The organism is Streptomyces malaysiensis subsp. malaysiensis (assembly GCF_040653035.1).
Classification (GTDB): Bacteria; Actinomycetota; Actinomycetes; order Streptomycetales; family Streptomycetaceae; genus Streptomyces; species Streptomyces malaysiensis.
The window spans coordinates 25,606-39,045 of sequence record NZ_JBEZNG010000012.1; the positions used below are offsets into that span (position 1 = coordinate 25,606).

Sequence of the window (13,440 nt, forward strand, 5' to 3'; positions counted from 1 at the left end):
GTGCACGCTGTGCCAGAACAGATAGACATCCGAACCGAGTCCGCCGCGCCCCCGGCGGACTCGGCCGTTGTCCGTGACGCCCTGGGTGTCGGTGTCGCGGTGGGGCTCTCCGGCTTCGCCTTCGGGGTGACCTCGGCGGGCGCCGGGCTCGGCGTGCTCCAGACCTGCGCGCTCAGCCTGCTCGTCTTCACCGGGGCCTCGCAGTTCGCCCTCGTGGGCGCGCTGGCGGCGGGCGGCAATCCGTTCACCGCCGCCGCCGGGGCGTTCTTCCTCGGGGTGCGCAACACCTTCTACGGGCTGCGGCTGTCCGGGCTCCTCGGGCTGCCGCGCGCGGTGCGCCCCCTGGCGGCCCACTGGGTCATCGACGAGACCTCGGCCGTCGCCCTCGCACAGCCCGACCGGCGCACCGCGCGCCTCGGCTTCACCGTCACCGGGCTGACGCTGTACGTCCTGTGGAACCTCACCACGCTGATCGGCGCCCTGGGCGCCTCCGCGCTCGGCGACACCGACGCCTGGGGCCTGGACGCCGCCGGGCCCGCCGTCTTCCTCGCCCTGCTGGCTCCCATGCTCAGCGGCACCGTCGAACGGGCCGTGGCCGGTCTCGGCGTCCTGTTGGTGCTCCTCTGCCAGCCACTGCTGCCCGCCGGGGTCCCGGTCCTGGTGGCGGCGCTCGCCGCCCCTGTCGTTCTTACGGTGCGCGGATACATGTCGCGCGGTACGGAGCCGGGTGAGCGCCGATGACCACCTGGATCGCCATCGGCGTCACCGCGGTGGGCTGCTACCTCGTCAAGCTGCTGGGCCTCTCGGTGCCCGCCGGAGTCCTGGAGCGCCCGCTCGTCAGGCGCCTGGCCGCGCTGCTGCCCGTGGCCCTGCTGGCCGCCCTCACCGCCCAGCAGACCTTCAGCGAAGGACGGCATCTCCTCCTGGACGCACGGGCGGCCGGGCTGGGGGCGGCGGCGCTCGCACTGGTGCTCCGCGCCCCCTTCCTGGTGGTGGTCGCCGTGGCCGTCGTCGTCACGGCCGGCGTCCGGGCCCTGTGACCGGCGCGGACGCCCCGCTCAGATCCGCCGTCCGTGAGCCCGCAGCGTCAGCAGCGCCTCGATGGTCGCCACCGATCGCCCCTCCAGCGTGGCCCCGGGCGTCCACGCCCGCCGGTGCGGCGGCCAGCCGCCGTCCTCCTGCTGTGCCGCCTCGAGGACGTCCAGGGACCGCTCCACCTCGGCGTCGGTGAACCACCGGCGTGCCGGGGAGCCGGGCGTACGGACGATGTCGAGCACCTGGAGGGACTCGCCGGGGCCCGGGTCCTGCTCCGGCGGCTGCGGGCGGCTCCCGGCGCGCTCGGGGGCCGCCGGCGGCACGACCAGCTTCTCCTCCCGCACCCGGCGGCCGAGCCGTTCGGCCGCCGCCTCGACGCGCGCCCGGTCCGGTGCCCCGTCGAGGAAGGCGACGGCCGCCGCGATCTCGTACGGACGCGCCGTCGCGCCGGCCTCGCCCAGGGCGGCGACCGCCGCCCAGCAGAAGTCCGTGGCCCGGAAGAGCCACGCATGCCATACATCGTTGCGGTGCAGCAGCCCGACCACCGGCCCGGTGGTCAGCAGATCACCACGCGGATCGTCCGCCGACGGGATCCAGGGGGCCGCCGGATAGCCGCGCGGCGAGGGGTGGCAGATGGGCAGCGCGCCGTCCGGGGTGGACACGGACGTCAGATAGCGGCACAGGCGCTCCACCCGCTGCCCGCCGCAACGCCCGATCTCGTCGAGCACCCGTAAGGCGTGCACGGCGTGCAACGGCTGGCTCACCGGGCCGCGCAGATCCGGCTCCAGCGCATGGCCGTAGCCCCCATCGGGCCCCAGGTAGGCGGCCAGCGCGGTCTCGACCGCCTCGGCGCCGCCGCCCAGGAAGTGATACGCGAATCTGCGCTGCTCCAGCACGCGGGCGGTCAGCCAGACGAACCGCTCGGCGCGGGAGAGCGCCGAGGACTCGGCGGGCTGGGCCGGCTCGGCGGACCCGGGCGTGGGGAGGGAGGGCGACGACGGCGAGGAGGGGAGGCTTGCGGATCGATCCATGGACAGACCGTAGGCCGGAAGACACGGTCCGTAGGGGGCTCACGCCGGGGTGCACCCCCGGGAGCGCGATACTGGTCACATGCGGTTGACGGACTTCTGGCAGCGAATGGCGGATCACTTCGGCGAGACATACGCCGACTCCTTCGCGCGCGATCATGTGATGTCGCAACTCGGCGGCCGGACGGTGCACGAGGCGCTGAGCGCCGGTTGGGAGGCCAAGGACGTCTGGCGCGGCGTCTGCGCCGCGATGGAGATCCCCGAGAGCAAGCGCTGAGCGGCCCTCCGGCCTCCCCGGCAACACCGGCTTCCCGGGGTGGCCGGATTTCTTCGGCCGGTGTAGGCCACACTTGCTCCGTGGCCCCGACCGAAGAGACCCTCTCCTCCGACGCCGACGACACCCCGAGCGCCCCTCGGGCCTCCTCGGATCCCCCGCAACCCCCCGCCCGCATGCCGCGCTGGCTGCCGCGTGCCATGGTGCTCGCGCTCGCCCTGGTGGCCTGTTATCGCCTGGCGACCTGGGCCTTCGACCAGCTGACCGGGCTTCTGCTGAACATCCTGATCGCGTTCTTCCTGGCACTCGCGATCGAACCGGCCGTGGACCGGATGGCCGCCCGCGGGATGCGCCGGGGACTGGCCACGGGGCTGGTCTTTCTCGCCATCCTCATCGGCACCGCGGGCTTCTTCACCCTGCTCGGCTCGATGCTCGCCGATCAGATCATGACCATGGTCCAGGACTTCCCGAAGTACCTCGACGACGTGGTCAGCTGGATCAACGACACGTTCCACACGCATCTGTCGCGTCTGGAGATCCAGGACAGCCTGCTGCACTCCGACTGGCTCCAGAGCTACGTCAAGAACAGCGCCGACAATGTGCTGGACGTCTCCACGCAGGTGCTCGGCGGGTTGTTCAAGACGCTGACGGTGACTCTGTTCGCGTTCTACTTCGCCGCCGACGGACCCCGGCTGCGCCGCGCCCTGTGCTCGGTCCTGCCGCCGACCCGGCAGGTCGAGGTGTTGCGCGCCTGGGAGATCGCGGTCGCCAAGACCGGCGGCTACATCTACTCCCGCGGGCTGATGGCGCTGATCTCCGGTGTCGCCCACTACATCCTGCTGGAGGCCCTGGGTGTGCCCTACGCCCCGGCGCTCGCCGTGTGGGTGGGGCTGATCTCGCAGTTCATCCCGACCATCGGCACCTACCTGGCCGGGGCCCTGCCGATGCTGATCGCGTTCACCATAGAGCCCTGGTACGCGCTCTGGGTCCTGATCTTCGTCGTGATCTACCAGCAGTTCGAGAACTATCTGCTCCAGCCGAGGATCACCGCCAGGACGGTGGACATCCACCCGGCTGTCTCCTTCGGATCGGTGATAGCGGGCACCGCGCTGCTGGGCGCGGTGGGTGCGCTGATCGCGATTCCGGCGACCGCGACGCTGCAAGCGTTCCTCGGCGCGTACATCAAGCGCTACGACGTGACCGACGATCCGCGGGTGCACGGGCGCACGCGCCGGCGCGGGGCCTCGGCCCTCGCGCGGATGCGCGCCGCGTTGGCGCGGCGTGGTTGACACAAAAATCGAACATCCATTCTTATGGAGGACCGGCAGGTTATCCACAGGCCGGGGACGTCAGGGCCGCTTGTCAGTGGCAGGCGCTAGCGTCTTGGACGTGAAGCGATCGACTCAAGCAAACCGGGTGGGACCCATGGCAGGAACCGACCGCGAGAAGGCTCTCGACGCCGCGCTCGCACAGATTGAACGGCAATTCGGCAAGGGCGCCGTGATGCGCATGGGCGACCGGCCGAACGACCCGATTGAGGTCATCCCCACCGGGTCGACCGCTCTCGACGTCGCCCTCGGTGTGGGCGGTCTGCCGCGTGGCCGGGTGGTCGAGGTCTACGGCCCCGAGTCCTCCGGTAAGACGACCCTGACCCTGCACGCGGTGGCCAACGCCCAGCGGGCGGGTGGCACGGTCGCCTTCGTGGACGCGGAGCACGCCCTCGACCCGGACTACGCGCAGAAGCTCGGAGTGGACACCGACTCGCTGATCCTGTCCCAGCCGGACAACGGCGAGCAGGCGCTCGAGATCGTGGACATGCTGGTCCGCTCCGGCGCTCTCGACCTCATCGTCATCGACTCCGTCGCCGCCCTGGTGCCGCGCGCGGAGATCGAGGGCGAGATGGGCGACTCCCATGTCGGCCTCCAAGCCCGGCTGATGAGCCAGGCGCTCCGCAAGATCACCAGCGCGCTGAACCAGTCCAAGACCACCGCGATCTTCATCAACCAGTTGCGCGAGAAGATCGGCGTGATGTTCGGCTCCCCGGAGACCACGACCGGTGGCCGGGCGCTGAAGTTCTACGCGTCGGTGCGCATCGACATCCGTCGCATCGAGACCCTCAAGGACGGCACCGACGCGGTCGGTAACCGCACCCGCTGCAAGGTCGTCAAGAACAAGGTCGCACCGCCCTTTAAGCAGGCCGAGTTCGACATCCTCTACGGCCAGGGCATCAGCCGCGAGGGCGGTCTGATCGACATGGGCGTCGAGCACGGCTTCGTCCGCAAGTCCGGTGCCTGGTACACCTACGAGGGCGACCAGCTCGGCCAGGGCAAGGAGAACGCTCGCAACTTCCTGAAGGACAACCCCGATCTCGCCAATGAGATCGAGAAGAAGATCAAGGAAAAGCTCGGCATCGGGGTGAAGCCCCAGGACCCGGCTGCCGCCGGGTCCACCGCGGATGCGGCGGGTGCCGCGGGCGTGACCGCCGCCGCACCGGTGAAGGCCGTGGCCGCCCCGGCTGCCAAGTCCGGGGCGAAGGCGGCCAAGACGGCCGCGGCCAAGAGCTGATCCATGACGCGGCGGACCGAATGGCCGGACGGCCCAGGCCGTCCGGAGCGCCCGGACCGTCCGGACAGCGGCGCCCCCTCCTCGTCGAGGGCCGAGCAGGGGTCGCCGCTCGGCCCGGAGGAGCAGGCGCGGGCAATCTGCCTGCGCCTGCTCACCGGGACCCCGCGCACCCGTAAGCAGCTCGCGGACGCGCTGCGCACCCGGGGCATCCCCGATGACGCGGCGCGGGAGGTGCTGTCCCGGTTCGAGGACGTCGGTCTGATCGACGACGCGGCGTTTGCCGGGGCATGGGTGGAGTCCCGGCACCACAGCCGGGGGCTCGCCCGGAGTGCGCTCGCCCGAGAGCTGCGTACCAAGGGCGTGGACTCCGCCCTGATCGACGATGCCGTGGGGCAGCTCGACGCCGATCAGGAGGAGCGGACCGCACAGGAGTTGGTCGAGCGCAAGCTGAGGGCCACCCGGGGCCTGGACCGGGGGAAGCGGATCCGCCGCCTCGCCGGGATGCTGGCCCGTAGGGGCTACTCCGAGGGGCTGGCGCTGCGGGTGGTGCGGCGCGCGCTGGAGGAGGAGGGAGAGGATCCGGAGCTATTGGAGCACCACCTCCCCGACCTCTGAGTTCCCGACCGCCGAGGCGTGTGACACCTGAGACATGCGACCTCTGGGCCGTGCGACATCCCGGACACGGGGCGCTCAGCAGATCGGCGGAAGTCGGCTCTCGGCTCTCAGCTCGAGAGGCGTCCTGAAGAGGCGTCCTGAAGGGGCGCGGGCTGTGTCGGTGTGCGGCTCCGCCGTGTGGGCGCCGGTTACGACGGCGCCGCGGACGATCGACGGCATCTCGGCCACTTCCAGCGGAGCGCTCAGCGCACCGGGAGGCCCGCCGCGCGCCATGCCTGGAAGCCGCCGATCAGATCGGTCGCCCGCTCCAGCCCCAGCCGGCGCAGCGAGACGGCGGCGAAGCTGGACGCGTAGCCCTCGTTGCACACCACCACGACCCGCAAACCGTGATGGGTGGCCTCGGGCAGCCGGTGGTCGCACTGCGGGTCGAGCCGCCACTCCAGCTCGTTCCGCTCGACGATCAGCGCCCCCGGGATGGTGCCGTCGCGCTCCCGCAGCGCCGCGTACCGTATGTCCACCAGCAGCGCGCCCTCGACCTGTGCCGCCGCGGCGTCGAGGGGCTCCAGTCGGTCGAGTTCCTCGCGGGCCTCGGCCAGCAGCTCGTCCACGCTCCGTTTGGTCGTGCCCATCGCGGTTACCCCCACTCCTCGGGGCGCTCGACCTGCTCCAGCCGCAGCGTCCGACCGGTGCGGCTGTAACGCCGCATCAGCGGCAGCGGCGGATAGTAGGCGTGCACCGACACCGCATGCTCGGTGTCGGACGGGTTGATCACCTCATGCACATGATGCGATCCGAAGGCCCGGCCCTGCCCGGCGGGCAGCCGCCGCTCGCGGTCCACGCCGTCGGCCAGCTCCAGGGTCTTCCAGCCCTCGGTGGGGAGACGCGCGGCGAGCGACTGCTCATCGAGCTCACCCGCCGCCGTGACGAAGGCGCCATGGGAGCCGCCATGGTCGTGCCAGCCGGTGCCGGTGCCGGGAGGCCAGCTGATCAGCCAGGCTTCGCTGCCGCCCGGCCCCTCGAGACGCAGCCAGGTGCGGCCCTCCGGATCGAGCGGAAGCGAGGCCACGAGCTCGGTGTCGGCGGCGGTCCGGCGGGCGAAGTCGAGCAGTTCCGCGGCGCTCGGCGGAGCGGCGGTGCCGGATGCGGGGTCCGTGATGAGGTCCGTGGAGGGGCCCACGGGACCGGGGGTGGAAGTGCGTACGTCGGGCACAGAGAACCGTCCTGAGAGATCGCGAAAGGGGCGCGGCCGTACCGCGCGGAAAAGAACTGGATCAACAGGACGAACTACACACACATCCCGCGTAGCGGACCAGGTCCAGATGGACCCTCCGCCAGAAGCGAGGCAAGCATGTGTCGGTCACGGTGCGAAGTGAATCATGAGCCGGAAAGGAAGGTCAACCTCACCGGCTCGCGCCCGGACCACGCACACCGGGGGACGGGCCGCGCACGCCAGGGGGCGCACCGCGCTCCCCTGGATGGCCCGCACGTCCGGACGCGCCCGCGCGTGCCCCGTCGCCCCGCTCCCCCCACTACTCCGCTACTGCCACTACTGCCGCGCGCTCGCCTCCGCCGGTACGCCCCTGGCCGTGTTCCCGCCCCGGGCCGCGTCCGCGCACGCGTACAGCGCCCCCGGCCGCACCCCGGACAGCGCCGCGGCGAGATGGCCGTCCGGCCGCACCAGCAGCACGGTGTGCGCCGGGGCTCCCGGATACGCCTCGGCGACCAGCAGCTCGGTGCGCAAGGGCAGCGCCGCGACGGCCGCCGCGAGCCGCGGCATCAGCCCGGCCCGCATCCAGTGGCGGCGGTCCCACACCCCGGTACCGGGGGCGATCAGCACCACCAGCAGCTCCCGGCCGAGCCGCTCCCGCAGCCGTACGACCGAGCCGTCCGGCGCGGTCACCGGCACATCGGCGACCGGTGCCCCGGGCGCCGTGCCCACCGTGACCGAGCCGTCCGGCGGCGTGGCGGGGGCCAGTGGCGACCGGTCGTAGACCGGCGGCGCGCCGAGCGGGCCCTGCCCGAGGTGACCGTCGGTGAGCAGCGCGTCGTGCCCGCGCGCCCCACCGGGCCGCACGGTGCGCCGTACCGCGCTCCAGCCGCCGGCCGCCCGCACCAGCGGCAGCGCCTGGTCCGCGGCGCGAAGGCGGGCGCTCACGGCTCCGCGCCGCTCCGCCTGATAGCTGTCCAGCAGGGCTTCCGAGGCCCCGTGGTGCCAGGCGAGGGAGAGCTTCCAGGCGAGGTTGTCGACGTCCCGCAGCCCTTCCTCGAGCCCCTGGGTGCCGAGCGCGCCGAGCAGATGGGCGGCGTCCCCGGCCAGGAAGGCGCGGCCGACGCGCCAGCGCAGCGCGAGCCGGTGGTGCACGGTGTGCACGCCGGTGTCCAGCAGCTCATAGGGGGGCTCGGAATCCCCGCACCACCCCGTGAGGGTGTCGCGCACCCGCACCATCAGGGCATCGGGGGTGACGAGATCGCGGCCGGGCGGCAGCAGCCAGTCGACCCGCCACAGGCCGCGCGGCAGCGGCCTGGCGGTCACCTCCGCGTCGATGCTGCGCCAGGGCGGGGAGCGGTGCAGCACGGCCTCGCCGGGCCAGGGGAGTTCGGCGCGCAGCGCCGCGACGGCGTGCCGCTCCACGGCCGTACGGCCCGGGAAGCGCACGCCCAGGAGCTTGCGGACGGTCGAGCGCGGCCCGTCGCAGCCCACCAGATAGCTGCCCCGCCACCAGGTGGCCTGGGAGCCCCGGGTGCGCACCCCGACCCCGTGGTCGTCCTGCTCCAGGTCGTCGATCCGGGTTCCGGAGACGATGCGGACGAGGTCCTCGTCGCCGATGGCGGCCAGCGAGCCCCGCAGCGCCCGGATGAGCTCGTGCTGGGGCAGATGCAGCGGTGAGGGCGTCGGCGCCGCTGCCGAGGCGTCCTCGGGCCCGTCGCCGTCGGGGGAGCCGATGGCCTCCGTAAGGCCGCCGTCCCAGCCGACGGCGCCGCGCTCGCCGCCGAAGAGGCTGCCGGGGATGAGCGGCACCTGCCGCACCAGCTGCCGCCGCCGCATCGTGCGCCAGCCGGTCCACGGCCGCGTACGGGCGGTGACCCGGCAGCCCAGCCGCTCCAGGAGACCGGCGGTGTCCTGGCGCAGCACGACCGTTTGGGCGAGACGGCTCTCCTCGCCGCCCGTGGACTCGTCCAGCAGGATGACGGGCACTTCGAGGTGCGCGAGGGCGAGGGCCAGGGTGAGGCCGACCGGGCCTGCCCCGGCGACGATCACCGGGTCCACGGTGCGGTTCCTGTGGCCCTGCGGGTCGTACGTGACGTACGGAAATTGGCAGTTGAACCCGGGTGAGCGATCACAGAAAGCATGCAACCGACTGCCGGTGCCCGCGTCAAGCGACGAAGGGCGGTGGCGCGTGCGCCACCGCCCTGGTAAGGGTCTCGCTTGCCCGCCCGGTCCCCCGGACGGCCCCTCAGTTCGTCTTTCCGGCGGACGCGTCCGCCGGGGCCGCCGACTGGTCGACGACGTCGAGCGCGTCGCCGGCCGCGAGCGGCTGTTCGGCGCCCGCGACCCGGATGCCGGTCTTGGCGCGCCGGCCGCGCCGCTCGATCCAGGAAGCGAGGGCGGAGAGGGCCAGACACATCGCGATGTAGATGGCGCCGCCGACGATGATCACCGGAACGTAGGGGTTGTCGTCGTTGACGACGGTGTTGCCGGCCAGCTGCTGAAGCTGGAACAGCAGCTCCTGGTAGGTGATGACATAACCGAGGGAGGTGTCCTTCAGCGTCACCACCAGCTGGCTGATGATGGTCGGCAGCATCGCCCTTACGGCCTGCGGCACCAGGACCGTCAACATGACCTGGGTCTTGCGCATGCCCAGGGCATAGGCGGCCTCACTCTGGCCCCTGGGCACCGAGTTGATGCCCGCCCGCAACACTTCGGCCTGGACCGAGCCGTTGTAGACGGTCAGTCCGATGACCAGGGCCCAGAAGCCGGTGTTGTCACCGCTGAGGCCCAGGTCCGAGCGGTAGGTCAGGAAGAGCACCCACAGCACGTAGATGGTGATCAGCAGCGGGACGGCCCGGAACAGCTCGATGAAGCCGGTCGCGAACCAGCGGACGGCCTTGTGGTCCGAGAGCCGGCCGACGGCGAGCAGGACGCCGAGGACCAGCGAGAGGACCGCCGCCACCGCGAACACCTTCAGGGTGGTGAGCACACCGTCGCGGATGCTGGTCCGCACCCCGGCGTAGTTGAAGATGTCCCACATCTCGGGTGCGAACTGGCCCTTGGCGTTCAGCCGCAGCACGGCGAAGACGATCAGCGCGAGGACGGCCAGCCCGCCGACGACGGTGAAGACGCGGTTCCGGACGCGGGCCTTGGGGCCGGGCGCGTCGTACAGGACGCTCGAGCTCATCGGGCGACCTCCAGGCGATTCTCCAGCAGCCGGAAGAGACCGCTGATGGCGAAGGTGATGACCAGGTAGCACAGCGCGATCCACAGGAAGATCCAGCCGATCGCGAAGCCCTTGTCACTCAGCAGCTTCGAGACATTGAACAGTTCGGTGTTGCTGAACGCCCCGGCGATGGCCGAGTTCTTGGTGAGCGCGATGAAGATGCTGCTCATGGGGGGAATCACGGACCGGGTGGCCTGGGGGAGGACTATCAGCCGGAGGGTCTGGAAGAAGGTCATCCCCAGGCTGCGGGCCGCCTCCGCCTGGCCGAGCGACACGGTGTTGATACCGGACCGCACGGCCTCGCAGACGAAGGACGACGTGTAGCAGCCCAGCGCCCCCATGGCGAGGACGAAGGGGCTCGTCCCCGGGAAGAAGATCTGCGGGACCACGAAGAACGCGATCAGGAACAGCAGGGTCAGCGGGGTGTTGCGCAGCAGGGTGACCCAGGCCGTCCCGAATGCCCGCAGCGGCGGTATGGGCGACACCCGGAAACCGGCTATGACGACGCCCAGCACGAGGGCCAGCGCCGCGCTGGCCGCCGTGATGGAGAGGGTTCCCAGGAACCCCTCCCGGAACTGGGGCAAATGATCGAGGAGTACGTTCATCGATTCTCCGCGGTAGCGGTCAGGTCAGCGGAGTGCGGAGCGCACCGGCTTCGTAGGTGAACAGGCGAACGGGCGGACGGGCGGCCCTGCTCAGTAGCGGGGCAGGGGGGTCTTCGGCGCGACGTAGGAGGAGCCGGACTTGCCGAGCGTGCCTTCGTACGCCTTCTTGTAGTCGCCGTTCTTGATGTGCTTCTCGAGCGAGTCGCTGATCGCGTCGCGGAGCGCCTTGTCGTTCTTGTTCATGCCGATGCCGTACGGCTCCTCGGTGAACGGCTTGCCGACCACGTGGAGCTTGCTGGAGCGCTGGGCGGCGTAGCCCTTGAGGATCGCGTCGTCGGTGGTGACCGCGTCGACCTGGCCGTCGAGCAGCTGCTTGACGCAGAGCGAGTACTTGCTCAGCTCGGTGGTCTTGGCGCCGTACTTCGGCTTCTTGATCTCCTGGAGCGGGGTGGAGCCGACGATTGAGCAGACCTTCTTGCCCTTGATGCTGTCCGGGCCGGTGATCTTGCCCTTGTCCTCCATGCGGACCAGCAGGTCAGCACCGGCCTGGTAGTACGGGCCCGCGAAGCCGACCTGCTTCTTGCGCTCGTCGTTGATGGTGTAGGTGCCGACGTAGTAGTCGACCTGGCCCTTGGAGATGGAGGTCTCGCGGACGTTGGAGTCCACCGTCTTGAAGGTGATCTTGTCCGCGGAGAAGCCGAGGTCGGCGGCGACCATCTTGGCGATCTCGATGTCGAAGCCGGAGCGCTTGCCCTCGGTGTCCTGGAACCCGAGGAAGGGCTGGTCGGCCTTGGCGCCGATGACGATCTTGCCACGCTGCTGCGCCGCCTTCAGGGTCGGCGAGTCGATCTTCACGTCCTTCGCGACCGTGTAGTCGCCGGTGAAGACGTCTCCGCCCTTCGGCTTGTCCCCGGCGTTGCCCTTCTCGCCGCCACAGGCTGTCGCCGTCGCGGCCAGCGCGAGAACCACCGTGGCCGCCGCGGCCGTCTTACGAATCCTCATGGTGCCCATCCCTCTGTGTTCAGTACGTGCTTCAGATACGCAGTGGCGAACGTGCCGGCGGTCGGCCCGAGCCGGCCCGGCTCAGTGGTGCAGGATCTTCGACAGGAAGTCCTTGGCCCGGTCGCTGCGGGGGTTGTTGAAGAACTGCTCCGGCTCGGCCTCTTCGACGATCCGGCCGTCGGCCATGAAGACCACCCGGTTCGCGGCGGAGCGGGCGAAGCCCATCTCATGGGTGACGACGACCATCGTCATGCCGTCCCGGGCGAGCTGCTGCATGACCTCCAGCACCTCGTTGATCATCTCCGGGTCCAGCGCCGAGGTCGGCTCGTCGAAGAGCATCACCTTCGGGTCCATGGCCAGGGCGCGGGCGATCGCCACACGCTGCTGCTGGCCGCCGGACAGCTGGGCGGGGTACTTGTCCGCCTGGGCGCCGACGCCCACCCGGTCGAGCAGCGTGCGGGCCTTCTCCTCGGCGGTCTTCTTGTCCGTCTTACGGACCTTGAGCTGGCCCAGCATCACGTTCTCGAGCACCGTCTTGTGCGCGAAGAGGTTGAAGGACTGGAAGACCATGCCGACATCGGCGCGCAGCCTGGCGAGCTCCTTGCCCTCCTGGGGCAGCGGCTTGCCGTCGATCGTGATGGACCCGGAGTCGATCGTCTCCAGCCGGTTGACCGTGCGGCACAGCGTCGACTTCCCGGACCCGGACGGCCCGATGACGACGACCACTTCGCCGCGGCTGATGGTCAGGTCGATGTCCTGGAGCACATGCAGCGCGCCGAAGTGCTTGTTGACTCCTGACAAGGCAACCAACGCGTTCGCCACCGGTGCGGCGTCCTTGGTCACCGATACTTCGCTCATCGGCGTCTCGCTCCGTCCTCCTCGGTTGGGAGGACACTAATAAGCGCCCACGACCAGCGTCATTACATCTGAGCTGAAATTGAGGATAACGATATGGCCGCGACGTGACACTCTGCGTGAACGGGACGATGCTCACCGTACCGGCTGCATAACGGAAACCAGTGTGTGACCGAATGCGTCTTGACGGCTGCCCGTCGATCGGAGTGGATGCCCTGTGGCCATGTTCATGGCCGCATTCGAAGCCATGGTGACGGGGACGCGTACGGGGCGCGTCCCCCTTGGGACGGGAAGGTGGCGGAGGGGCCGGTGAGACTGCTGCTCGTCGAGGACGACAACCACGTCGCCGCGGCCCTGTCCGCCATGCTCTCCCGGCACGGATTCGAGGTCACCCACGCCCGCAGCGGCGAGGAGGCGCTGCAAGCGCTGCTGCCCGACTCCGGCGCCCCCTTCGGCGTGGTGCTCCTCGATCTCGGCCTGCCCGACCAGGACGGATTCGAGGTGTGCGGCAAGATCCGCAAGCGCACCGCCACGCCCGTGATCATGGTGACGGCGCGGGCGGATGTGCGCTCGCGCATACATGGGCTCAACCTCGGCGCCGACGACTATGTGGTCAAGCCGTACGACACCATGGAGCTGCTCGCCCGCATCCACGCCGTCAGCCGCCGCACCGCCGCCCACGACCCGGGCCATGGCGCCGAGGAGGGCCCGGACGGCCCCCATCCGCCGCTGCGGCTCGGCCCGGTGACGATCGAACTGCCCACCCGCCAGGTCTCCGTCAACGGCACGACCGTCTCGCTCACCCGTAAGGAGTTCGATCTGCTCGCCCTGCTCGCCCAGCGCCCCGGTGTGGTCTTCCGCCGGGAGCAGATCATCAGCGAGGTCTGGCGCACCAGTTGGGAGGGTACGGGGCGCACCCTGGAGGTCCATATCGCCTCCCTGCGCTCCAAGCTGCGGATGCCCGCCCTGATCGAGACGGTGCGCGGGGTGGGCTACCGCCTCGTCGCACCGGCTCGCTGAGCGAC

The 13,440-nt window shown here is 70.7% G+C and carries 16 protein-coding genes; 7 read left to right on the forward strand and 9 right to left on the reverse strand.

Annotation, left to right across the window (positions count from 1 at the left end; translation table 11 throughout):
• Both AB0E24_RS23715 and AB0E24_RS23720 read left to right on the forward strand, forming a co-directional pair.
• Positions 1–741: an AzlC family ABC transporter permease gene (locus tag AB0E24_RS23715; RefSeq protein ID WP_374523630.1), complete on the forward strand. Its 741-nt coding sequence runs from the start codon at positions 1–3 to the stop codon at positions 739–741.
• Positions 738–1,040: an AzlD domain-containing protein gene (locus tag AB0E24_RS23720; RefSeq protein WP_069867897.1), complete on the forward strand. Its 303-nt coding sequence runs from the start codon at positions 738–740 to the stop codon at positions 1,038–1,040. Before AB0E24_RS23715 ends, AB0E24_RS23720 begins: the two co-directional genes overlap by 4 nt.
• 18 nt (positions 1,041–1,058) lie before the next feature.
• Here AB0E24_RS23720 and AB0E24_RS23725 read toward each other — a convergent pair whose 3' ends face one another.
• Positions 1,059–2,066, reverse strand: a complete 1,008-nt coding sequence (locus AB0E24_RS23725; protein ID WP_359379682.1) for a hypothetical protein — start codon at positions 2,064–2,066, stop codon at positions 1,059–1,061.
• 79 nt (positions 2,067–2,145) lie between these two features.
• Between AB0E24_RS23725 and AB0E24_RS23730 the strand changes: the two genes are divergently transcribed.
• The 4 genes from AB0E24_RS23730 (at position 2,146) to recX (ending at position 5,517) form a co-directional block, all read left to right on the forward strand.
• Positions 2,146–2,340, forward strand: coding sequence for a DUF3046 domain-containing protein (locus tag AB0E24_RS23730; RefSeq protein ID WP_069867895.1), 195 nt, complete (start codon positions 2,146–2,148; stop codon positions 2,338–2,340).
• 80 nt (positions 2,341–2,420) lie between these two features.
• Positions 2,421–3,626 carry an AI-2E family transporter gene (locus AB0E24_RS23735; RefSeq protein WP_079259198.1) on the forward strand — a complete coding sequence of 402 codons (1,206 nt, stop codon included), beginning with the start codon at positions 2,421–2,423 and terminating at the stop codon, positions 3,624–3,626.
• A gap of 136 nt (positions 3,627–3,762) precedes the next feature.
• Positions 3,763–4,902, forward strand: coding sequence for a recombinase RecA (gene recA, locus AB0E24_RS23740; protein WP_359379686.1), 1,140 nt, complete (start codon positions 3,763–3,765; stop codon positions 4,900–4,902).
• A 3-nt stretch (positions 4,903–4,905) separates the two neighbouring features.
• Entirely contained in the window at positions 4,906–5,517 is a 612-nt protein-coding gene (recX, locus tag AB0E24_RS23745; RefSeq protein ID WP_069867893.1) for a recombination regulator RecX, read from the forward strand.
• Between the two features lie 242 nt (positions 5,518–5,759).
• Here recX and AB0E24_RS23750 read toward each other — a convergent pair whose 3' ends face one another.
• From AB0E24_RS23750 to AB0E24_RS23785, 8 genes are all read right to left on the reverse strand, one after another.
• A complete protein-coding gene (locus AB0E24_RS23750; protein ID WP_069867892.1) occupies positions 5,760–6,146 on the reverse strand; it encodes a rhodanese-like domain-containing protein in 387 nt (128 codons plus the stop codon).
• A 5-nt stretch (positions 6,147–6,151) separates the two neighbouring features.
• Positions 6,152–6,694 (reverse strand): cupin domain-containing protein, encoded by a 543-nt coding sequence (locus AB0E24_RS23755; RefSeq protein WP_206333447.1) that lies wholly within the window; start codon positions 6,692–6,694, stop codon positions 6,152–6,154.
• A gap of 94 nt (positions 6,695–6,788) precedes the next feature.
• Entirely contained in the window at positions 6,789–6,878 is a 90-nt protein-coding gene (locus AB0E24_RS23760; RefSeq protein ID WP_359379691.1) for a putative leader peptide, read from the reverse strand.
• A gap of 185 nt (positions 6,879–7,063) precedes the next feature.
• Positions 7,064–8,785, reverse strand: a complete 1,722-nt coding sequence (locus AB0E24_RS23765) for an FAD-dependent monooxygenase (protein ID WP_359379694.1) — start codon at positions 8,783–8,785, stop codon at positions 7,064–7,066.
• Between the two features lie 187 nt (positions 8,786–8,972).
• Entirely contained in the window at positions 8,973–9,914 is a 942-nt protein-coding gene (locus AB0E24_RS23770; RefSeq protein WP_069867890.1) for an amino acid ABC transporter permease, read from the reverse strand.
• A complete protein-coding gene (locus AB0E24_RS23775) occupies positions 9,911–10,558 on the reverse strand; it encodes an amino acid ABC transporter permease (RefSeq protein WP_069867889.1) in 648 nt (215 codons plus the stop codon). The genes AB0E24_RS23770 and AB0E24_RS23775 overlap by 4 nt, the downstream gene beginning before the upstream one ends.
• A 90-nt stretch (positions 10,559–10,648) precedes the next feature.
• The gene (locus tag AB0E24_RS23780; RefSeq protein ID WP_069867968.1) at positions 10,649–11,560 is read right to left on the reverse strand and encodes a glutamate ABC transporter substrate-binding protein; all 912 of its coding nucleotides are present in this window, start codon (positions 11,558–11,560) and stop codon (positions 10,649–10,651) included.
• An 81-nt stretch (positions 11,561–11,641) separates the two neighbouring features.
• Positions 11,642–12,418, reverse strand: a complete 777-nt coding sequence (locus AB0E24_RS23785) for an amino acid ABC transporter ATP-binding protein (protein WP_079259202.1) — start codon at positions 12,416–12,418, stop codon at positions 11,642–11,644.
• 306 nt (positions 12,419–12,724) lie between these two features.
• On the opposite strand from AB0E24_RS23785, the gene AB0E24_RS23790 reads away from it, so the two are divergent.
• Positions 12,725–13,435, forward strand: coding sequence for a response regulator transcription factor (locus AB0E24_RS23790; protein ID WP_069867887.1), 711 nt, complete (start codon positions 12,725–12,727; stop codon positions 13,433–13,435).
• The last annotated feature ends 5 nt before the right edge of the window (positions 13,436–13,440 follow it).